This is a genomic window from Prosthecobacter sp. (assembly GCF_044227185.1).
Lineage (GTDB): Bacteria > Verrucomicrobiota > Verrucomicrobiia > Verrucomicrobiales > Verrucomicrobiaceae > Prosthecobacter.
This window is the reverse complement of sequence record NZ_JBGAFO010000001.1, coordinates 563,271-583,913: the sequence shown is the minus strand read 5'-3', so window position 1 is coordinate 583,913 and position 20,643 is coordinate 563,271. Positions and strand designations below refer to the sequence as shown.

9 protein-coding genes are annotated in these 20,643 nt (G+C 64.1%); 5 read left to right on the top strand and 4 right to left on the bottom strand.

Annotated features, from left to right (window positions below):
* Positions 1-136 precede the first annotated feature (136 nt).
* Entirely contained in the window at positions 137-2,602 is a 2,466-nt protein-coding gene (locus tag ACILSQ_RS02355; protein WP_395741970.1) for a DEAD/DEAH box helicase, read from the bottom strand.
* Positions 2,603-2,664: 62 nt separating this feature from the next.
* On the opposite strand from ACILSQ_RS02355, the gene ACILSQ_RS02350 reads away from it, so the two are divergent.
* Genes ACILSQ_RS02350 through ACILSQ_RS02340 form a run of 3 tightly spaced genes read left to right on the top strand, consistent with a single transcriptional unit; the run spans position 2,665 to position 3,861 of the window.
* Positions 2,665-2,898 carry a hypothetical protein gene (locus ACILSQ_RS02350; protein ID WP_395741969.1) on the top strand — a complete coding sequence of 78 codons (234 nt, stop codon included), beginning with the start codon at positions 2,665-2,667 and terminating at the stop codon, positions 2,896-2,898.
* Complete coding sequence (locus ACILSQ_RS02345) at positions 2,895-3,191, top strand: type II toxin-antitoxin system RelE/ParE family toxin (RefSeq protein WP_395741968.1); 297 nt, start codon at positions 2,895-2,897, stop codon at positions 3,189-3,191. Before ACILSQ_RS02350 ends, ACILSQ_RS02345 begins: the two co-directional genes overlap by 4 nt.
* Positions 3,192-3,246: 55 nt before the next feature.
* A complete protein-coding gene (locus ACILSQ_RS02340; protein ID WP_395741967.1) occupies positions 3,247-3,861 on the top strand; it encodes a hypothetical protein in 615 nt (204 codons plus the stop codon).
* On the opposite strand, the gene ACILSQ_RS02335 is transcribed toward ACILSQ_RS02340, so the two are convergent.
* The gene (locus ACILSQ_RS02335) at positions 3,851-4,474 is read right to left on the bottom strand and encodes a hypothetical protein (RefSeq protein WP_395741966.1); all 624 of its coding nucleotides are present in this window, start codon (positions 4,472-4,474) and stop codon (positions 3,851-3,853) included. The two genes, ACILSQ_RS02340 and ACILSQ_RS02335, sit on opposite strands and share 11 nt — an antisense overlap.
* Positions 4,475-4,638: 164 nt before the next feature.
* Between ACILSQ_RS02335 and epsC the strand changes: the two genes are divergently transcribed.
* Positions 4,639-5,484: a serine O-acetyltransferase EpsC gene (gene epsC / locus ACILSQ_RS02330; protein ID WP_395741965.1), complete on the top strand. Its 846-nt coding sequence runs from the start codon at positions 4,639-4,641 to the stop codon at positions 5,482-5,484.
* Positions 5,485-5,489: 5 nt separating this feature from the next.
* The gene (locus tag ACILSQ_RS02325) at positions 5,490-6,122 is read left to right on the top strand and encodes a SprT-like domain-containing protein (RefSeq protein ID WP_395741964.1); all 633 of its coding nucleotides are present in this window, start codon (positions 5,490-5,492) and stop codon (positions 6,120-6,122) included.
* Positions 6,123-6,309: 187 nt separating this feature from the next.
* On the opposite strand, the gene ACILSQ_RS02320 is transcribed toward ACILSQ_RS02325, so the two are convergent.
* Together ACILSQ_RS02320 and ACILSQ_RS02315 are read right to left on the bottom strand one after the other, a co-directional pair.
* On the bottom strand, positions 6,310-16,020 hold the full coding sequence (locus ACILSQ_RS02320; protein ID WP_395741963.1) for a tol-pal system YbgF family protein: 9,711 nt from the start codon (positions 16,018-16,020) through the stop codon (positions 6,310-6,312).
* Positions 16,021-17,052: 1,032 nt separating this feature from the next.
* Positions 17,053-20,439, bottom strand: a complete 3,387-nt coding sequence (locus tag ACILSQ_RS02315; protein ID WP_395741962.1) for a hypothetical protein — start codon at positions 20,437-20,439, stop codon at positions 17,053-17,055.
* Positions 20,440-20,643 lie beyond the last annotated feature (204 nt).

Sequence of the window (20,643 nt, the reverse complement as noted above, 5' to 3'; positions counted from 1 at the left end):
GGCGAACGTCCCTGCGGCATCCGCGTGGCATGAACATCCTGGAAAGCCCAGGGTGGTTTGTACTTCAGGGGGCAACGCCAGAGCCGGTTAAAAACCGGCGCTCCCAGCCCAGTACAGAGGGCTGAGGTTCCACTCCTCACTTCACCATCAAATAATGCCGCGTCTTCCCATGCCGCTGCTTGTTCGTCAGCGGCGGCAGATCCAGGTGGAAGAAATGGCGCAGGGTCTTGGTGTGGTGCTTCAGCGTCTGCCTGGCCGCCTCCTTCAGATCCTTCCATCTGCGCCACGGATGATCCGGCGCATGCGTGATGTGCCGCAGCAGGCTCAGCCACTCCACATACGCACGGGAGATGTCCCCTTCCGCGATGCCGGCCTTCAGATCCTGCGCGCCGGGTGTTTCGGGGTGCAGCAGCGCATCCAGCAGCTCCGCGGCGCCTTCACCGTAGTCATAGGGCAGGCCATGCTCCAGATAGCCGTGATGATTCACAAAGCCATACGTGCCACGGCATACCGCCGCGAGACGCTCGGACGCGCAGTCCAGCGCCAGGTCAAACTTGGACCCGCTGCGCAGGTTTGCCAGGTGCTGCACCAGCTCGTCCGCGGGATAGCTCTCGTCTTCCAGCGCCGCCACGATCGCCAGGCCTTCGCCATGCTGGAAGAAGCTGAAGATCTCGCCACGCCGCGTCGGCACGCCATCGGCATCGATCAAACCCAGCGTGCGCCATGCATGAATCGGCGATCCACCACGCGGCTCGCGATCCGATGCAGACGTTTCCGCCATGTGAACGCCCGTTTCATTCCTCACCACGATGCTGCGCTCCTGCGCGGCAAAGAGCAGCCTGCCATGACTGTCCTCGTAGGCCATCACTTCGATCGGCGCGAGATCAAAGCAGGCAAACACCAGGTTCTCCTTCATCACCGTGCCGATGAACTCGGGCGCGACATCTTTGATCACATCCTCCGCGTTGGTGAGGATGGCATTCGCCAGCTCACCCGCATGCAGCACGGTGATGTCCTCCAGCGGCACCGTCTCAGCCTGGCGTGAGAGCTTGAGCAGGCGGCGTATGGACTTCGTCGGCTTCACCTGATCTCCCACCGGCGTGCCGAGGCTGATCTCCACACCATAGGTCACCTCCTTGTCATGGCGGATCTTTCCCACGCGGCCGATGCCGTGCGCAAACTTCGCCGCAAAGGCCGGCACCGTGAGCAGCGCATGCACACGCTTCAGCGGCACGCGCTGCAGCGCATGCTGGTGCTTGCGCTCCCATTCACCGAATGAATTGAGAATCTGCTTCTCCGTCGCCTCCAGGCCAAACAACGCCTTCTCATTCTCCGCCTGAGGCGGCACCACATCCGGCTCCAGATCCTCCAGACCGAGCAGCGGCGGCACCTTGGCAAACAAACGACCTGCAAAGTGCGTGGCAGCCTCAAAAGGATTCTCCTTCTGCAGTGCGGCGTGCTTCATCACACGCAGAAAGATCGGCCACGCCAGCAGGGTGCTGCGGTGCAGGCGCGCGGGCCGCGCATCAAAGATGGAGGGGCTGTCGCGGCTGGTGATCACATGGCCCCTGTCATCCAGTCCGCGTCTTCCCGCGCGGCCATACATCTGCAGCAGCTCATCGGTGGCCAGCTTGTGCTCGCTCCTGCCGTCGTGGAAGGTCGTGCCCGCCACGTGCACGCTGCGCACGGAGAAATTAATGCCCGCCGCCAGTCCCATCGTCGCTGCGATGACGCGGAGCTGGCCCGCCTTCGCCAGCGGCTCGATGACCCCCGCACGCGCGCCGTAGGAAAGCCCGCTGTGGTGAAAGGCCACGCGCTTTTCCAAAAGCGTGGACAGCTCCTTGCCGCACACCGCGCGCTGTTCCGCCGTCAGCTCCAGCGGATCGCCCATGGGCAGATCGGCCGCGAGCTTGCGTGCGATCGACTCCGCCTCCTTGCGGCGCGGAGCAAAGATGAGCAGTGGCGCCAGGTCCGCCATCATCACCGCCGCCGCAAAGCGCGGCCAGTAGTTGTGAAACTGCTTCTGCCGCTGCGGCAGCGTCTCCATGGGCACCTCTTCCAGAGGCACCGGCCGCTCGCGCGTCATCACCACCTCCGCCTTGCGCCCCAGGCTCACCAGCCACGCCGCCACATCCTCCGGGTTCGCCACAGAGCCGCTCAGCAGCAGCAGCCGCGTCTCCTTCGGCGCCAGCGCGATGGCCGCTTCATAGTTCGCCCCGCGCGAATGATCCGAGATCATCTGGTATTCATCGATCACCAGCAGCGCCGGACCTTCCCCACGCACCAGCCGCTCGAGCTGTGTCTCCAGCGTGGCCACCACCACCGGCGCATCCACGTTTTCTGCGATGTCTCCCGTCGCGATGCCCACCTGCCACTTCGCCTCCTTCCACTCCGCATACTTGTCATTCGCCAGCGCGCGTGTTGGCACGGTGTAGATGGCCTGCCCTTGCAGATGCCGCCCCTGATGCAGCAGTTCAAAGATGTAGGTCTTCCCTGCCCCGGTCGGCGCGCTCACCACCACATCGCTGCCGGTGCGCAGCAGATTCACCGCCTGGTGCTGCCAGGGATCGGGAAGCTTGAGCTGGTTGAGGGATGGAAGCATGCCTGCCTATCACGCACGAATTCAGACTTGTCACCAGCCATGCTTGTTCGTATTCTCACCCCATGGCCGCCAGCGTCTCATTTCTCCTGCAGGAAGCCTTGCAGCTTTCTGCTGACATGCGCATCGACCTTGCCGAACAATTGATGGAAAGTGCCGCACCCACGGCGGAGGCCATCTCTGAGCAGATGGACATCGTTCGTACGCGCATGAACAATGTTGAGCGTGGTCTCTCACGCCTGGTGGAGGCCGACACGGCGCACCAGATGGTTCGTGAAGCTCTTGCTGCGAAAGCATGACGTTGCATTTCGAGCTGGAAGCTCTGGAGGAGTATCGCGATGCGGCGCTGTATTCCCAGACGCGCTTTGACCTTGGCGAAGCCTTTGTGCAAGCGATGGAGGCAGCTCGCGACACCATTTCACACGATCCCACCCAGTTTCAATCTGCCGGTGATGGTGTGCGCATCTTCTGCCTGAAACGATTCCCCTATCATCTCTATTATCACTATCAGGTGGAACAGGAAAAGATCACCATTTATGCCGTGGCTCATCACAGCCGGCGTCCCGGCTACTGGCGCAAGCGCCTCAAGTGAGTCATGCCGGTGATGAGTCTGGATCCTGCCTTGGATATTTTCGGATGCTTACTCTATGAAACACTGCGCAAATAAAACTTTTCCAGCCATTTCGCTGGCAATCTCCGGCCTCCTCCTGCTCGCCGCGTGTAGCTCCAACACCCTGACCATCGGCAGCTACGATGGCGCCACCGGCAAAACCAGCAAGACCACCTACTCCAAGTTCTATGACAACGGCGGCTGGCTGCTCAAGGACAAGCTTGGGCTCGTCATCCTGGTGAATCATGACAAAAAAGTCATCCCCATCGCCCACGCCACGGCGAAGACGATCGGCGCTCTCGTCGCCAACGACTCCTTTGCCAACGGCAAGCTCTCGCTTTCCGTGTGGAACTTCGACTCGGTGCCGCATCAGGTGAAGTTCAAAAAGATGACCGTGCCCAGCGGCGAGCTGGATTTTCAAAACGAAGTCCTCACCGCCGCTCCTCACAAGGAAACCGAAACCTCAGCCGGCAGCTTCCCCATCTTCAACTACGGCAAGTCGATCCACGTGACTCTCGAAGTCGAAGTGGCCGGAAAAACACGCCGCCTCGAACTCGATCTGCAACGCCGCACCAAGGAGGAGCTGGCGCGGTATTTCTCTGACGGCGCCGCACGCCCCTACCCCTGGGGCGCGCGCAAGGTCACACAGTGAGCGGCTTCACCGCCGCGATCAGCGCCCGCAGATTTTCACGCGCCCGCGCTTCATGCCGTTCCCGAAACCACGCGGTGAGGTAGAGATGTTCGCGCTCCAGAAACCCGCGCAGGATTTCCACGCGCTTCTCCGTGTAGAGCTCCTGAGGCACCCACGCATACTCCACACGAATCTGCCGCTCATACTCCAGCACGCGCTCCGGGGGCTGCGCGAAGATGACGAGATCAATGTCGATGATCCACGCGTCGTCCGCGCCCTCTCCCGGCTGGTGTGACTTCGTCAGCAGGATGAGCCGCGCCACTTCATCGCTTCCGCCTGCCTCCACCGCCATTCGTGCACTGAGCTCTTCATTCTCGCTGCCTTGGGGATCATACACCGCATCGTGAAACCACAGCGCCATTTCGATGAGATCCGGCTTCGCCATCACTCCCGCCTTTTTCACCTCATCAAAACACCGCAGGCATTCCTCGAGATGCTGCAGCGTGTGGTATGCTCGCTGCGGTTCGGAGTAGGCGGCGAGGAGTTTTTGATGCCAGGCCAGAGAATCGCCTGTCATGCCGCAGCGCTGCCAGAGTGACTGCCAGCTTTTCAAATCGGTTCTGCGGCCGGGCATATGGCGCTACGAATGGAATGGGCGCGGCGGTGCGTCAAAGCGAACCTGTAAAGCATGAGTTATTCACAGCAATCATCGCGTGCCAGCGCTTGAATCCCCATCACAGCGCGGTATCGCTGGGTGCACACATGGATTGCCGTCAAAATGAAATCGTTTCCAGCCTCATGGCCTCGTATCACGAGGTGGGCGGGATCAACCACGTCGATTGCGGCAACCTGCCGTCCAAACGCGCCATCGCCACGCTGTGTGAAGACCTGCTGCACCTCCTGTTTCCAGGCTTCTTTTCCGATGAGGCCGTCTCCTCCCAGGAGCTGGAGCTCATGACCAATGAACTCGTGGCCAGCATCCGCGAGCGCCTCATCGTGGAGGTGCGCCGCAGCCTGCGCCTGAACGGTGTCCTGGAAAACCATGAGGAGGAAGTTTACGGCATCGTGTGCAGCTTTTTGATGGGGCTCGCCGAAGTGCGCGCCCTCCTGCAAACCGATGTGGAGGCCGCCTACGCCGGCGACCCCGCCGCGCGGGGCTTTGAGGAAATCATCCTCGCTTATCCCGGTCTTGAGGCCATCGCCGTCCAGCGCACGGCCCATGTGCTCTATCAGAAAAACGTGCCGGTGATTCCGCGCATGATGACGGAGTGGGCGCACAGCCGCACAGGCATCGACATCCATCCTGGCGCGCAGATCGGCACGCACTTCTTCATCGACCATGGCACAGGCGTGGTGATTGGAGAAACAGCCACGCTGGGCAATCACGTGAAGCTGTATCAGGGCGTGGGCCTCGTGGCGCGCTCGCTCGCAGCCGGGCAGGCTTTGCGCGGCGTGAAACGCCACCCCACGCTGGAGGATCATGTCACCGTCTATGCCAATGCCACAATTGTCGGCGGCGATACGGTGATTGGTGCGCGCAGCACCATCGGCGCAAACGTATTTCTCCTCGAATCCGTCGCGCCTGACATGCTCTACGCCCTCGGCCAGCAGGAGCACAAGGTGCAGGAGAAAAAGAAGAAGTGACGCGCATGCTCGATCTCTCCCAGCTCAGTTTTGATTTTTCCGCGCTGCCGCACTGGGTGCCGTTCCGCACCGTGCGTGAGCTTGTGCCTGAGGAGCCGCCGCAGCCGGCGTCCGCGGCCGATGAACCCATCATGGACGGGCGTGATCCCGTGCTGGAGGAGCAGACGCGTGCCATGCTGCTGGCGCTGGACATGCCGGGCGGAGCCAGGCTCGTCACCGTCACCTGGAACGCACGCCTGCGCAGCACCGCGGGCTATGCGCGTTATCCGGGCTGGGCCATCGAGCTCAATCCGCTGCTGCGTGATTTTGAAGGCCAGGTGGAGCGCACCTTGAAGCATGAGCTGGCGCATTTGATCGCCTATCATCGCAGCGGCCGCCGCCGCATCGAGCCGCATGGCCGTGAATGGCGCCAGGCCTGCGCGGATCTCGGCATCCCGGGTGAAAAAGCGCAGCATCGCCTGCCGCTGCCGCGCAATGAGGTGGAGCGCAAGCTCACCTACGCCTGCCCGGTGTGCCAGACTGCGGTGCAGCGTGTGCGCAAATTCCGCCGCCCCACCGCCTGCCTGCAGTGCTGCAACCGCCACGCCGGCGGCAAATACGACGGCCGCTTCCGCCTGGTGCTGATGGCGCAGAGCTAGCGCCGGACAGTACGATGGGCACTCCTGCCCGTCGATCAGCGTGCCGCCAGCATGCTGATACATGATTTATCAGCAAACGTACGCGTGGGTGCTCCATGCCGTTGATGTGGCGGCATCAGTGATGGGTTCGAGAATCGTGGGCTTTGTTGGGAGCGCTGATCGACGGTCAGGAGTGACCATCGTACTTTCAGAGGCGGCGCTGCTTCAGTTTCCAGCCGATGCCCAGCCAGAGCAGCAGACCGCCGCTGAGGTAGAGCAGGCGTGTGGTTGTCTTTGGATCTCCGATGCGTTTGATCGAGACTTCCAGCACGGCGTGGTCCTTGAGCTTGGAGAAATGATGCGCGGTGCCATCCAGCGGCAGGTCGATGTCCAGAGCGCGACGGCCCGTGGGGCGCAGTGACTCGACCGTCTGCGCGAGCGTGACTGGCGGGGCTGAGGATAAATCATCGACCGGGGCGGCCTTTGCAACGTTGCTCCCTGCGGCTTTAAGAGCGGCACCAGGACCGGCAGCAGCGAAGGGATCGGCCGCCATGGGAGCGGGAGACGCGGCGGGCGCTGGCGCACCAAAGGGATCTGAGCCCATGACGGGAGGGAGCAGGGGCGTGGGCAAGCCCGGAGCCGGTGGAGGTGCGCCAAAGGGATCAGAGCCCATCGCGGGAGGCGGGGGCATGCCTCCGGGCTGCGGCGCACTCATCGAGGGCTTCATTTCTGGTCTTGGCGCTTCCCGTTCTTTTCCTCCGCGAAAAGTGGAGTCGTTTGGCGGCGGAGCTGGTTCAGCCGCTGACGCGACCTGGGAGAGGCTGTTGCTGCGGGCGTTGCGGTTCACCAGATTGACCGAGCCGGTGGCGTTTTTCGTCCAGGCCTGGGGGCTGACTTCGCCGTGGCCCTGAGCGGGCTGGTTGGCGGATGCTTTGTCACCATTGAGCACCAGTGTCCCGGAGTTGATGGTGAGCGGCACCTGCGCGCCGTTGGCAAAGTAGCCGTTGTCCACCGCGACGTTGTCATTGAAGAGCTGGGCGCCATTGGTTGTCACCGACCCGCTGAAGGTGTTGTTGTAAGCGAGCTTTGCGGGCTGTTCCTGCGGTGCGGCGTTGTTCATCCCCCAGGAGGTTTTGCCTCGCTCGATCTGCGTGGAGCTTCTCTCTCCTTCCCTGGCTTTTTTGCTGGCGTAGTTGTTGTCCCAGTTTCCTTTCAGCAGTTCCTGCTGCTGCCTGACTTCGGTGTCCACCACCTGGCCCTGCCGCGGCATGTCGGATGATTCGCGTCCGGTTCTGCTCACGAGCGTGCGTTTCATCTCCTGCACTTTTTCCGCCAGCGCATTGGCGTTGCGGTAGGCGCTCTCGGCATCACCGTACTCGAGTTTGCCGGAGGAGAGCGCGCGGTTCGCTTCGCCGAGTTCGCTGAGCATGCCTTGGAGCTGCTCCATCTCGCGCCCGTCGGAGCTGGTGGCGGTCATGTTGCCGCTGGAGTTTTTGAGCTCCCAGCCGCTGGGCGTCCACACGGTCCAGGTGGTGCGCTCCACGGAGAGGCCCATGACTTCGGGATCATCGAGTTTTTCCGTGTGCTTCAATCCGCCGCCCTGCGTGAAGCGGTAGATCATCTTCACTTCCAGCGCGCGTTGTCCGGGCCGTGTGTGAATGAGAGGGATGAGGCGCACGCGTCTGCCGTTTTGCATTTCTTCATCGGCGCGCACGGGTTCGCCGGAAACGCTGACGCTGATGAGCTCGGCATGATCTGGCAGCAGCACGGGGAGAAATTGCAGAGAGCGATTGATGAGCGAGTACTGCGCGATGTCCCAGCGCGTACCATCAGGACGCAGCACGGTGGTCAGGTCTGCGAGGGTGATGAGCGCGGCGTTTCCTTCCGTGCTGGTGAGCTGCTGGTAGGAGAGCTTGAGCGCGCCATCGCCTGTGGCGCGGAAGAACTCCGGACGTGCGAGGCCATCCGGAAGATAAGGCACGGCTTCACGGGCCACGGTTTCCAGCGCGGTCTGTGTGGTGATCCTGGACTCGCGTGATGAAGAGTTGTCGAGCACGAACCAGCGTGAGAGGCGGCTGGCGTCGGGAACTTTGACGAAGGGAACATCGAGCTCCGCAGTGAGAGGAAGATCGAGATCGAAGGTGAGCTCGGCGCGGTCGAGCACTTCGGTTTGCAGGGAGCATTCATAGATGCGGTCGGCGCCATCGATGTGTGAGCGGGTTTCGCGAAGGAGAGGGCCGCTGACGACGGCTTCGGGAAGAGTGGCGGGAAGGCGGATGCTGAGGCTGCGGACGGCGCCTTGTTCGACGAGAGCAACGACTTGCTGGGAGACGCGGATGCCGGCGTCGGATGTCAGCACGAGCAGGACGGCGTCTGCGGAGAAGCGTGAGGCTTGACGGGTGAGGGAGACGTCCACTTTCCAGGAGGAGCCTTCGTGCTGGAGGGCGCGCTTTTTTTCCATGGGGGGAGCGATGGCGAAGACGCTGTCGAGGGCGGTGGGATCGAGTTCTCTGAGGGTGTTTGATTGTGTCGGATTCGGCAATTTTACGTCGGTGGCGGCGTGGGAGACGATGAGGGCCTTGCCGCCGATTTTTTCATAGTTTTCGAGCCGGAGGGGTTCGAGGGTCCAGGTGGTGACGGGCTGGGGGGAGACTTTGGCGAGGTGGACGACGAGGCGGGCTTCGGGGCCGGTGAGGGCGGGGTTGAGCTGGAGGTAGAGCTGGGAGCCTTCGTGCTGCCAGGCGGTGAGGGCGGGGCCCTGGACGGCCTGGACTTCGTAGCCGGCGGGAAGGCCGATGACGGCGCGGGACCAGGAGCCGCGTTTGCGTTTGAGGGTGAGGGCGGCGAGGAGCTCGGCTTTTTGTTCGGTGAGCTGGAAGACGTAGCTGACGTCGGCCTCGGCGTAGAGGGCGGCGGGCTGGACGTCGTAGGTGGGGGCGTTGGGGCCGGTCCACTGCCAGCGGCCGGCGTCCTGGAAGGAGCCGGAGTTGGTGCTGGCGGAGCGCTGGGCGGAGCCGGGGGTGACTTTGATTTTGGTGGAGTCGTCGTGGCGGAGGGAGATGTCTTGTTTGACGCGCTGGGCCAGGGGGTGGAGCTGGGGGAGGGTGCGGGTGCCGGAGGGGGGGAGGTAGCGCTGGGCGCCGGCGATGTGGAGGGTGGCGCCGTGGCTGACTTCGTGGCGGAGGGTGAGGGTGAAGATGAGCCGGCCGTTTTCGCGGCGGGTCTGGGTGGTGAGGATGGGGAGGGGGACTTTGGCGGAGTCGGTGAGGGTGAGGGAGCCGATGTCCAGGGAGTTTTCGTCGATGGCGAATTCGAGGGTGTGGCGGACGGCGCCGGGGAATTCGAAGTCGATGTCGGCATTGAAGGTTTCGGGGGAGAGCTCGCTGAGGGTGACGGTACCGTGGACGGTGGCGGCGGGGACGGGGCCTTCGCCGCGGTCGAGGCCGCGGGAGGAGCGCTGGAGGTGGAGTTCCTGGTGGCTGCCGAGGGTCTGGGTGAAGAGGCGGCCTGAGGGCTGTTCTTCGACGGAGGCGGCGGGAGCGTCGTTGATGCGGAGCCAGCCGTCGGACTTGGGGGTGTGGAGGGAGAGGATGCTGGAGAGAGAAGGCGGGAGGGTGAGGGTGAGATCGGTCCAATCCTCGGAGAGCGGCAGGGTGGCGGTGAGTTCGATGAGGTGGGTGCCGGGGTGTTCGAGGGTGAGCTCGCCACTGCTGAGGGCGGCGGATTTGCCATCGACGCGGACTTCGCCCACGAGGGCCTGGGTGCCGCTGCTGGAAAAAGGGAGCGGGAGTTTGGTCCAGTCGCCCCGGGAAGTGGCGGTGAGGCGGGCTTGGAGGACGAGGCCGCGTTCTTCGATGCGGCCCTGGTAAAGGGCGCTGTGGATGACGGCCTGGTGGGTGGAGTCGGTTTCGGGGGGGAGGGCGCGGCGGTTTTCCTTGGCGAGCTTCCAGAGGCGCTGGAATTCATCGTAGCCGAGGTAGAAGCGCTGAGGGGTCTGGTGGTCGGGGGGGAGTTTGACGTCGTAGGGGATGATGACGGTGTGGGCGGCGGGATCTGGAACCTGGGAGAAAAGGGAAGGGGTGAGGAAGAGGGGAATGACGAAACCAGAATGACGAATGATGAATGAGCGGAGGAAGCCGCGGCGTGAGCCGGTGTCCTCATCGGTTGCGGAATCAGAAGGGGAGAGGGCGAAGAGGCGGCCGAGGGAGTGGAGGAGGAGGGCGGAGAGCCAGCCGAAGGTGAGGGCGTTGGCGAGGGCGAGGGCGGGGCCCTGAAGGAAGAGGGGGGCGGCCCAGAGGATGAGGATGAGAACGAGGAGGGTGAGGAACCAGGGGCGGCGGCGGCCGAGGCGCCAGAAGAGGCCCATGCCGAGGGCCATGGCGAGGACGGCGTGCAGCATCTGGCGGGACCAGGAGGTGTAGTGGAGGGCGAGGGTCTCCGGGGGCTGGGCACCGTGGAAGCGCAGGAGCCGGCCGTTTTCCGGGAGGACGATGTCCAGGGGGATGAGGCCGGTTTTGGAGAGCATTTCATCGACGACAGAGGGCAGCAAGGGGCCCGGGGCGGACTCATCAGGCATTCCGCCTCCTTGGGCGGTTTGCGCCAGGGCCTGCAAGTAGGCCTCCACCAGATCGAGGTTGGACTGGGTGTTGCGGACGACGAGGCGGCTCAGGCTGGTGGCGCTGTAGATGGCGGAGGAGCCTTCGGGGAAGATGATGCCCGCAGATTCAAGGACCTGCCGGGCGGTCTTGTACCTTGTCCCGCTGGCATCCAGAAAGTTCCGCGGGACGCTGAAGACGCGGGTCAGGAGCTCGCTGGAGTTTTCGGAGAGGGGCACGATGACCACGGCGTGCGCCTCGGTTTTGTACTTCATCTGGGCCAGCTCAGTGACGTAGCGCAGGGCTTCGCTGAAGGGCACGTTTTTGAGGTCGAGGCTGATGCTGGCGTTGGAGGGGGCCTCGCCACTTTTCAGGATGAGGTTCACGCCTTTGGTACCGGAGGAGTCGGTGAAGGAGTCGAGCTCGCGGGCCTTGAGCTGCAGGTATGCCAGGGCTTGCTGAATGGTGGCGCCCTGGAGCTGAACCGAGGGCAGGATGATTTTGTTCATCTTGTCGGTGAGGTAAGCGCCGGGAGAGCGGGCGGTGCCGTAGCTGTAACTGAAGCCTTCCACCGGAAGAGGCGGCGGCGCGCCGAGGCTCTCCACGAGTTGATCGACGAGGTCGAGATTGGGCTGGGTGTTGCGCACGACCAGTTGAGAAGTGGCGGGATTGTAAGAGGCGGCGGCCCCCTCGGGGAAGGGGATGCCAGAGGCTTCGAGTCCTTGCCTGGCGTTCGGCCGCGCCGTGGCACCGGAGGCATTTGCGGATGGCTTGCTCGGAGCAAAGGGATCCGCGGGAGGAGCGGTGGCTTGAGTCGTCATGGAGCCGAGCTTCACCAGGAAATCCGACGGCACGCGGTAGCTGCGGGTGTACTGCTCGCTGGCGTTTTCGGTGATCGGCGTGATGAGGACGGCATGCGGTTCGACCTTGTATCTCATCTGCGCCAGTTCGGTGACGTAGCGCAGGGCTTCGCGCATGGGGACGTCCTTGAGATCGAGGGTGATGCGGGCGTTGGAAGGTGTGTCGCCCGTTCTGAGAATAAGGTTGATACCCTTGACGCCGTCGGCCCCCGTGAAGGTGTCGAGGTCGCGGGACTTCACGCGGAGGTATTCGATGGCGTCTTCGACCGAGGCGTCCTGAAACTTCAGCGTGGGGAAAATGATCTTGTCCATTTTCTCGGTGAGGTAGGCACCGGGGGAACGGCCAACGCCATAGTCGAAAGAGACGGATGAGCCGCGGGGGTCAAGCGGGGGTGGAGGTGGTGGCGGCGGGGCGAGGAGGCTCTGGGAAATGGCTTCGACGAGGGCGAGATTGGCGCGGGTGTTGTGCACCGTGAGCTGGGAACGCGCGGGATTGAAGACAGCGCTGGCGCCCTGAGGGAAGGGCACGCCGGAAGCTTCGAGAACCTGCTGAGCGGACTGGGGCTTGCCGCCGCCCGAGGTGAGAAAATTCGGCGGCACCAGGAAGGTGCGGGTGATCACTTCGCTGTCGTACTCCGCGGCGGGGAGGATGAGCAGATGATTGGACTCGACGATGTATTTCGTGTTCGAGAGCTCGGTGACGTAGCGCAGAACTTCGGTCATGGGGACGTCTTTGAGATCGAGAGTGATGCGGGCGCTTGCGGTAGCGGCGTTCGTGCGAACCTCGATGGGGACTCCCTTGCTGCCGGGAGTGGCGGTGAAGGTGTCCAGATCGCGCGATTTGAGGCGGAGGAATTCGACGGCGTCTGCCAGGGAGGTGTCTTGAAAGGACACGGCGGGGAAGATGATCCGGTTCATCTTGTCGGTGAGGGCGGAGCTCTCGCGGTCTTTTCCCGGGAGCTTGTCCTCCCAGGTTTCGCCTACCTGAGCCAGCATCTTGGCACGCTGGTGGTCGTAGGCGGTCTTGAAGTACTCGTATCTTTTCTGCTCGGCGTTATCGATGCCGCGGCGGGCGGCGGTGTTGTAGGGATCGGTGCGCAGGACGTCCATGTATTGAGAGATGGCGACGTCGTAGTTGCCGAGTTCGACGCTGGAGTTTGCGAGGAGGAGGCCTGACTGCACCTTGGTGACGTTGGTTATATGCTCGGCGGTGAGGGCTGGCGGCCAGCGATCGGGGTCGTCTAACTGCTGAAGCATGGTCTTGGCGCCCTTGTGGTCTGGCTTTGCTTGAATGGCATCGTGAAGAATGCGCCGCGCGTCATCCATCTGCCCCTTTTTTGCGTGTTCGCGGGCGAGGGTCACGCTGCAGTCTGCGAATTTGAGATTGGCGAGATCCAGCCAGTCTTTTGTCAGCGGAGATGTGGGCAGGGAATTAACGGCGTTCTTGTAGGACGAGAGAGCTGCCTCGTAGTCTCCTTGAGCGAAAAGGCTGTCGCCGTGGTCCATGGCAGTGCGTGCGTCTTCAATGCGGGCATAGCGGCGGGCGATTTCACGATTGGCCATGTCGCCACCTCCTGGACTGAAATTAACTTGTTCGTACCTGCGGGAGCGTTCGAACAGGCGTTCGAAGGGTTTGCCGAGCATGTGAGCGAGGCGGGGCATCAGGCCGGGTTCACGGGCTTCGTTGAGGAGGTGTGACTGGGAGAGGGTGGTGTCCACCTGAGCGTAGCCGTAGGTGGAGGGGGCGTACACGGCCCAGTCGGTGCTGAGGACGGGGACGTTGCCGACGAGGCGGATGGGTTCGAGGTTCTGGGTGCCGCTGGGGTTCCAGGGGGTGTTGTGCTGGCGGTACTGGACGCTGACGAGGGTGTGGGGCGTGTTGGCAGAGCCGGCGGGGAGGGGGATGGCGATGGCGTTTTCGACGCTGCGCACGGGCTTGACGGCCTGGCCGCCGCTGGAGGTGCTGATGAGCTCGGCCCCCTGGGGGAGATGCAGGCTGACGAACTGCTCGCCGGAATGGGAGAGATCGAGCGAGGCCTGATGGAGGCTGTGGCCGTCGGTGTCGAGGACGGAGGTGAGGTTCATGCGGTTGACCACGAGGGCGGCGATCTCGGAGTGGGCGTGACGCCGTGCGGAGAGGGTGAGGGCGTTTTCGCCGGCGCCGTAGGTGAAGGCGCTGGTGACGCGATGGCGGGGCTGATAACCGGCGACGACGGGGACGCGCAGGACATCCAGCGGCTGCATGTTTTGCACCTGGGTGGAGAGCTGGGTGTCGGTGTTGGCCTCGATGATCCAGGTACCGGAGAAGCGGCGGGACTGGGGGAGGGAGAGGTGGGGGAGGGTGGCGGTGAGAGCGGTCAGGGCGGTGGGCGTTGCGGCGTTCTGGGTGTCCGGAGTGCGGGCAGGAGTGCCCGCATCACTGGGGGGCGTTGCGGGGGCGTTGGGGTTGCGGGCAGGAGTGCCCGCATCACTGGGGGCAGGAATGCCCCCAGTCCTTGGGGTGGCGGCGGCACTGGGGGCAGGAATGCCCCCAGTACTTGGGAGGCTCATGCGCCAGCGGATGTTTTGGTGGCCTTTGGATTCCTGGCGGAGGGTGTAGGTCCAGGTGCCGGTGGCTTCGTCGAGCTGCTGCTCGCCGACGAGGGGGGAGGTGACGCGGAGGAGCTTGGCGTTTTCCACGGGCAGCTTGACCTGGAAAGTGCGCAGGGGAGCGCCGCTGATGTCGAGGGCGAACTGACCTTCGATCTCGATGGTGCGGGCGCGGGGGAGGGCGTAGGCGGTGACTTCGGTGGAGAAGACGGCTTCGGCGCGCTCGACTTCAAAGGTGAGCGAGTGCTCGCGGAGGCCGAACCAGGCCATGCGGCCTTTGACGGGGGTGAGGCGGGCATCGCGGTCTTCGAGGCCCTTGGCTTCCTTTAGGGCGACGCGCCAGGCGTCGTCGAAGTCCAGCGCGGTGTAGCCGGCGACTTTGACGGCGTCGGGGATGTCGAGCTGATGGAGGGTGATGGTTTCGGGGTTTTTGGGTCCGGTCCAGGCCTTGGTGAGCTTGAGGCGGGAGGTGATGCTGAACTCGAGGGTGTTGGCGGGAGAGATGGGGATGGCGGGAAGGATGGCGATGGTCTGGCCGACGCGACGCCAGGTGAGAGGGAAAAGCGGCTGTGCCCCGGCGGTCTGAGCCTGAGCCTGACTCTGAGCGGCCCCATTGGAGACGATGACCCTCTCCGAGAAGACGGGCTGGCTGATGATGTTGGGCGTGATGAACGAGGAGGGCGGATTGTTGACTAGATTGGAGGTGATGAGCCGTTCGGGAGGAGGCGCGGTGCTGACGTTGTTCGTGGTGAGGAGTTGTTGAGAGGTGCTGCCGGTGGCGAGGCGCGACGTGTTTTCATACTCGATGCGCCCGGTGGTTTCGTTGGCAGTTCCTTTCATGGGCGTGGAGAGGATGGCGATGAATTCTTCTCCTGGAGGAAGCGTGACTTTGACCTCGGTGACGGGGCGGTCGCTGGTGAGGGTGAGCCTGCGTTCGATCTGGACGCTGTCCTTGTCGATGCGGGCGATGACATCGACGTCGGATTCGATGCGGGGTTTGGAGGTGCGGAGGACGAGGCGGGGCTGATCGACGCCGAGCATGAAGGCGAAGCTGCTGGCGGGCTGCGCGGCCGGCTGACCGGGCGTGGGGATCTGCTGCGCGTTTTGGAGGTCGAGGAGGTCGATGTCCGCGGCGAGCTGGACGCTGGCGAGGGCGCGCTGGGGCGGATTGAGCGTGAGGAGCGGGAGCTCGCCGGCCTCGGCGATGGAATTGATGGAGCGGCGGAGGGCGACTCTGACCTGATGGCTTTCGCCGTCCTGCAGGAGGGTGATTTTGAGGTTCCTGCCGTCCTGGCGCCAGCGCTGCACGGAAGGGCCGGTGACATCGCTGACCTGGGTGCCGGTGCCGGTGAGAGGCCAGACGAGCTCGACTTCACGGGAGGTTTGACTGGAAGCACCGACTTCGATTTGAAGAAGGCTGCTGACAGTGGATTCCGTGACTGCGACGGTGACGCGGGGAACGGTGGAGGATCTGCCCCACTGGGAGGGCATGCCGGAGGCGCCGGGGGAGAGCCAGCGGAGGCGCAGGGAACGGACTTTGGTGTTGGTGAAGGGGTCGGTGTTCTGGACGGACTGGTGGTCAAAGGCGGCGGTGACGAGGTTTCCGGAGTGTTCGCAGGCGGTGCCTGGGAGGAGGAGGGCGGAGGGAGGCAGCTCCAGCTTCAGCACGCCGGCGAGGGGGACTTCCGGGAGTTCGAGAGACTGGGTCTGAGTGGCTGCGTCCGTGGAGAGGGGGGCGACGGTGTCGAAGGTGAGCCTGGCGGTGCCGGGGCCTTTGGCGAAGAGGATCAACTCTGGCGTGCTGGCGCCGGCTTTCTTGTCCTTTGGCTGTTCAAGGTGGGCGAGGACGCTGCCTTCGGAGGCCACCTGGCTCATGGCGAAGGGCCAGGGGATTTTGGTGCTGAGCCAGTCTTTGGCGGGGAGCTGCAGGGTGAGCTCACCATGGAGGGTGACGGAGGCGGCGCCGGGCTGTGCCTTGCCTGTGAGTTTCAGGGCTTCGAGGGCGATGATTTTGGGCGGGGCGAGCTTGGGGTCGGTGGTGTCGGTGTCGTCACCGGGTTTGGCGGGGGTTTTGCCGGCGTCGCGGATGAGGGTTTGGTACTGCTCTGGGGAGAGGAGGACGGCGTTGGGGTGGGACTGGAGGACGGTGTCGAGAGCGTTGGAGGGGACCCAGAGTTCGTGGCGGTTGGGCTCTGCGGAAATGACGAAACCAGAATGTAGAATGAGGAAGGCCAGAGCGGAGAGGAGGCGTGAGGGCGAGGAGGGGCTGCTGCGAAGCCGCGAGGTGAACCCTGCAGTCCGCTGCGCGGGGCGGGGTGAGTTTGCGGAGCTTTCCAGACCGGCTGAAGCCGGGACTACAATACGAAGAGGGGGCTGGTTCGGGGGCGTGGGTGTTTGCGGGGCGTGAGGGATTGTGGCGGAGGGGGGAGGGGACGGGGGGGTGGAGGAAATGGCGGGGCGTTGAGGGATTGAAAACTGAGAACTGAAAACTGGGAATTGGAAATTGGCGGAGGCGGGGGGGACTTGCGGAGTTGAGGGAAGATGGCGGAGCGGGTGGATCGAGGACGAGGACGAGGACGAGGACGAGGACGAGGACGAGGAGGAGGAGGAGGAGGAGGAGGAGGGGACAGAAAGGGAGGAGGAGTAGGAGGAAGAGGAGGAGGAGGAGGAGTGTTGGGGGGTGCGAGGTGAGGGGGGATTGCGGGGTGACTTTATCGAGAACGAGGACGAGGACGAGGAGGCTTTAGGGGGGGTGGGAGGTGCGCGGGATTTGTGGGGGGTGATGAGAGACGGGGGTGGGGCGAGAGCGGCGCTGAAGCGCCGCAGTCCGGGGACGCTGGCGCGTTCGTGGGGGCGGGTTGGGGGCGCGGGGCCCTAGCTGCGCTGGGTGGGTGAGGGGTTTTCATCTCACGGGGCGGCTGGGGTTGGGGCGGAGGGGGGAGGGGAAGAAGAGGCGGGTGGAGGAGGGGGCGGGGCCGGGGGAGTGGCCTGGCGAATGAGGCGTAGGGCGCGGCGGCTGACGCGCCAGGTTTGGAATCGTTCCCAGGTGTTCAGGGCTGCGCGGAGGAGGGCGCAGAAGATCCAGGTGAGGAGGACGATGAGGGCGGCGAGCATGGAGCCGAGGAGGACGGGCACATTGGCGGCGCTGACCATGCCGGTGAGGAGCATGGCGCCGAGGCCGAAGATGGCGAGGTAGCGGAGCTTTGCCGGGGCGCCGGACTTCCAGCAGCGGACGCCGGCGGCGAGGGAGAGGAGGAATACCAGCGCCTGGTAGAGGAAGGTGACGCGTGCGGAGCGGAAGCTGACGCCGATCTCGGCGGGGGGGCCGAGGCGGTGGAGGATTTCCACGTGACCCTGCTGCTGGACCTGGGAGCCGTAGAGGGCGCGGACGTCTTCGGGCACGACGGGAATGTGGCTCTGCTGGGCTTCATCCAGGGTTTCGAGCTGCGGGCCGAAGGCGGGGAGGACTTCATTGATGAGCCGCTGGGTAGCGCGCCAGGAGGTCTCGCGTGACTGGAGGGAGAGGGGGCCGGTGAAGGCGGTGTAGTGCCACTCTTGGGCGGGGAGGATGAGCTGGTGGCGGGTCTCCATGATGCCGACATCCGCGATCTGCGGGGTATTCACGGAGAGGCTGCCCCACCAGCCGAGTTTTTCTCCGGGAGCGGGGCTGGGGGATTCATAGACGAAGCGGACGGGGAAGGCATTGCTGGCGCCGGTGCCGCTGGGGAGGCGGACGAGCATGTCCTCACTGCCTTCACGGCGCATGGGCTGCTGGGCTTCGCGATCCACAAAGACGTCTGACTGCAAACGAGAGCCCTGGGGGAGGCGGACGACGAGGAACTGCAAGTCGTTGTTTCTGACCCAGTAGATGACCTCGGTGGTCTGCGCCTTGTCGGTGGCGACGGCGGTGGTGAGATCCGCGTGGGTGATGACGGCGCGGGGAACGGGAATGAAGCTGTTTTTGGCGAGCTCGACGCTGAGCCTGATGGGGAGGGAGCGGTATTTGTAGGCGAGGAAGACGCCGGGGCGCTGGAGCTCGCTGCGGAGCTCGCGGGCGTCGATTTCTTCGAGGGTTTCGGGCTCGGCCTTGCGGATTTCGAGGCTGTCTGCCTTGACGACGGCGATCTGGCCGGTCTCCTGGAAGGCGCCGGGGACGTGGACGTGGAGGAGATCGAAGCGGCCGGTCTTGCCGGCTTCGAGGGTGATGGGGCGCTCGAGGCTGAGGGTGAGGAAGAAGCTGCCCTGGCGCTCGCTGCGGAGGACGACCTCCCAGAGGGCGTAATTTGCGGCGTCGGGGAGGGTGACGGGCTGAGGGGGGGTGTAGGCTTTGTTGATCTCCTTCACCTGCTGATCGACGAAGCGGATCTGGTCGGCGACGTCCTTGGGCACGGCGAGGACGAAGCGGTCGGTGGCGGCGTAGGCGACGTCAAAGGCGAGGGTCCAGGTGTGGCGGGTGGACTGCTCCTTCACCTCGACGAGGGTGAGGATGTCCACACTGACCTGGGAGCTGCGGCTTTTGAGGCTGAGGGTGGCGGGCTTGGCGGAGTCGCGATAGCGGAAGGCGAGCTCGGTGGCGTTGGGCTCGCTTTGAAGCTGAACGGCGCTGACGTCCTCCTGCTGGAAGTCGCCGAGCTCCTTGGTGTTGGGCTCCAAACTGGAATGGATGCTAGCGCCGAGGAGGGCCTCGTGGCGGGTGACGTTCTGGGGAGTGAAGACGGGGAGGACGACGTCTGCGGTGGCCTGGGGGCGGGTCTGGCGGGCGGTGAGGGTGAAATTGAACTCGCCGGCGGTTTGCTTGGGGAGTTTGATGACGACATCGGCGCCTTCCATGTTCCAGGATTCGATCTGGCCCTGGACGTCTGTGATGGTCCAGCCGGCGGGCGGGGTGAGGCGGGTCTCGAAGATGCCGACGCGGCGGACGGTGTAGTGGAACTCGGTGCTGAGGGTGGCGGCCTCGCGGCGGACATTGAGACGGGTGGTGCTGGAGGCCTCGACCTGGGGCCTGGCCTCGGCGACATCGAAGGTGAGCTGGTAGGGCTGGCGGAGGATGCGGAAGGTGCCGACCTGGGAGCGGCTGTCTCCGGCGAGGGAGCGGGTGGTGGAGGTGAGGGTCTTTGGCGTGACATCGAGCTGGGACTCGGCGCCGAGGATCACCTCGCCATGGGTCTGGGCAGCGCCGATGATCTCGATCTCCGGCACGCGGACTTCGGCGGGGAGCTTTGCGAGGGGGCCTTCGAGCTGGAGGGCGAGGCCGTAGTCATCGCGCAGAGGTTTTTCGGGAAGGATGATGAGGGTCTTGCGGGCCTGGGTGGGATTTCCGGCGATGGGGCCGGCTTCGATCTTCCACTCCTTGATGTTTACGCCGGTGACGCCGAGGATTTCCTGATCTGCTGGGAGGGAGACTTTGAGCTCATGGATGGGGGCGCGGAGGATGCGCAGAGAGAGGTCTGCGGTGGTGGCGACGGAGCCGATGCCGATCTGGGTGTGCAAGGTCTGCTGCGCGAGGACGAGGGGGCTCATCTGCGTGACGACCTGGGTGCTGCCCCAGGCGATGTTTTGCTGGGAGGCGGCGCCGAAGAAGGAGGAGAACTGGGTCTGGCCATTCTGCACCTGGGTGGTGAAGGCGGCGGCGGGAGTGAGCTCGAACTCGAGGCCTTCACCGGGGACGGTGATGCTGAGGCGGGAGACGGCGGCGCGAGGGAGATTGAGAGTGACGTGGGACTTGCCGCTGCCGCGGATGATGGGGGCGTAGATTTTCAGGGTGATTTCATAGACGCCTTTTTCGGGGAGCATGAGGTCGCTGCCATCGGCGCGGGAACGGAGGACGGCCTTGCCGGTGGAGGCTTCGCCGATGCCGGGGGCGGCTTTGTCGGTGAGGGGGAGGAGGACCCAGCCTTTCTTGAAGGATTCGGCGGTGATTTTGGCCTCGAGGATGAGGCTGTCTCCTTCGACGCGGCCGGTGTACTCGGCTTTGGAGAGGACAGCTTCGGCGGGCGGGGGCTTTTCGGTTTCTTCGCGCTTCAGGGTGAGCTCGTTCCAGAGATCGAGGAATTCGCGGTAGGGGAGGAAGACGCCTTTGCCGCCGTCTTTGAAGACCTTTTCGAGTTCATCGAAGGGGATGTAGATGCGGCGCTCGCGCTCGCGAATGACGGGGGGGGTTTCCTTAGGAGGCGGAGGCGTGGTCTGTGCGGGAGGGGGAGATGTGGGCGGAGAGGAGGGCGGCGGGGACGCGGGCGCCTGCGCCAGGGCGGAGGTGAGGCAGGAGGCGAAGAGCAGGGAGAGGAGCGCACGCATGGGAAGGAGGACGGGTTTGAAATGGATTTCGCTTTTTTTGTAACAGCGGGGAGGCTTTTTGACGAGAGCGGATGTGTAAAGGGTAGGTAAAGAGAGGGGGGCGGGAGGCTGGATGCTAGATGCTAGATGCTAGATGCTAGATGCTGGATGCTGGATGCTGGATGCTGGATGCTGGGGGGCGTGGCGGAGATGAGGGGGATGGCG

Excerpts from the sequence above, each read along its gene's own strand:
- ACILSQ_RS02355 (WP_395741970.1), bottom strand. The coding sequence starts at position 2,602 with ATGCTTCCATCCCTCAACCAGCTCAAGCTTCCCGATCCCTGGCAGCAC.
- ACILSQ_RS02350 (WP_395741969.1), top strand. The coding sequence starts at position 2,665 with ATGGCCGCCAGCGTCTCATTTCTCCTGCAGGAAGCCTTGCAGCTTTCT.
- ACILSQ_RS02345 (WP_395741968.1), top strand. The coding sequence starts at position 2,895 with ATGACGTTGCATTTCGAGCTGGAAGCTCTGGAGGAGTATCGCGATGCG.
- ACILSQ_RS02340 (WP_395741967.1), top strand. The coding sequence starts at position 3,247 with ATGAAACACTGCGCAAATAAAACTTTTCCAGCCATTTCGCTGGCAATC.
- ACILSQ_RS02335 (WP_395741966.1), bottom strand. The coding sequence starts at position 4,474 with ATGCCCGGCCGCAGAACCGATTTGAAAAGCTGGCAGTCACTCTGGCAG.
- epsC (WP_395741965.1), top strand. The coding sequence starts at position 4,639 with ATGGCCTCGTATCACGAGGTGGGCGGGATCAACCACGTCGATTGCGGC.
- ACILSQ_RS02325 (WP_395741964.1), top strand. The coding sequence starts at position 5,490 with ATGCTCGATCTCTCCCAGCTCAGTTTTGATTTTTCCGCGCTGCCGCAC.
- ACILSQ_RS02320 (WP_395741963.1), bottom strand. The coding sequence starts at position 16,020 with ATGAGCCAGGTGGCCTCCGAAGGCAGCGTCCTCGCCCACCTTGAACAG.
- ACILSQ_RS02315 (WP_395741962.1), bottom strand. The coding sequence starts at position 20,439 with ATGCGTGCGCTCCTCTCCCTGCTCTTCGCCTCCTGCCTCACCTCCGCC.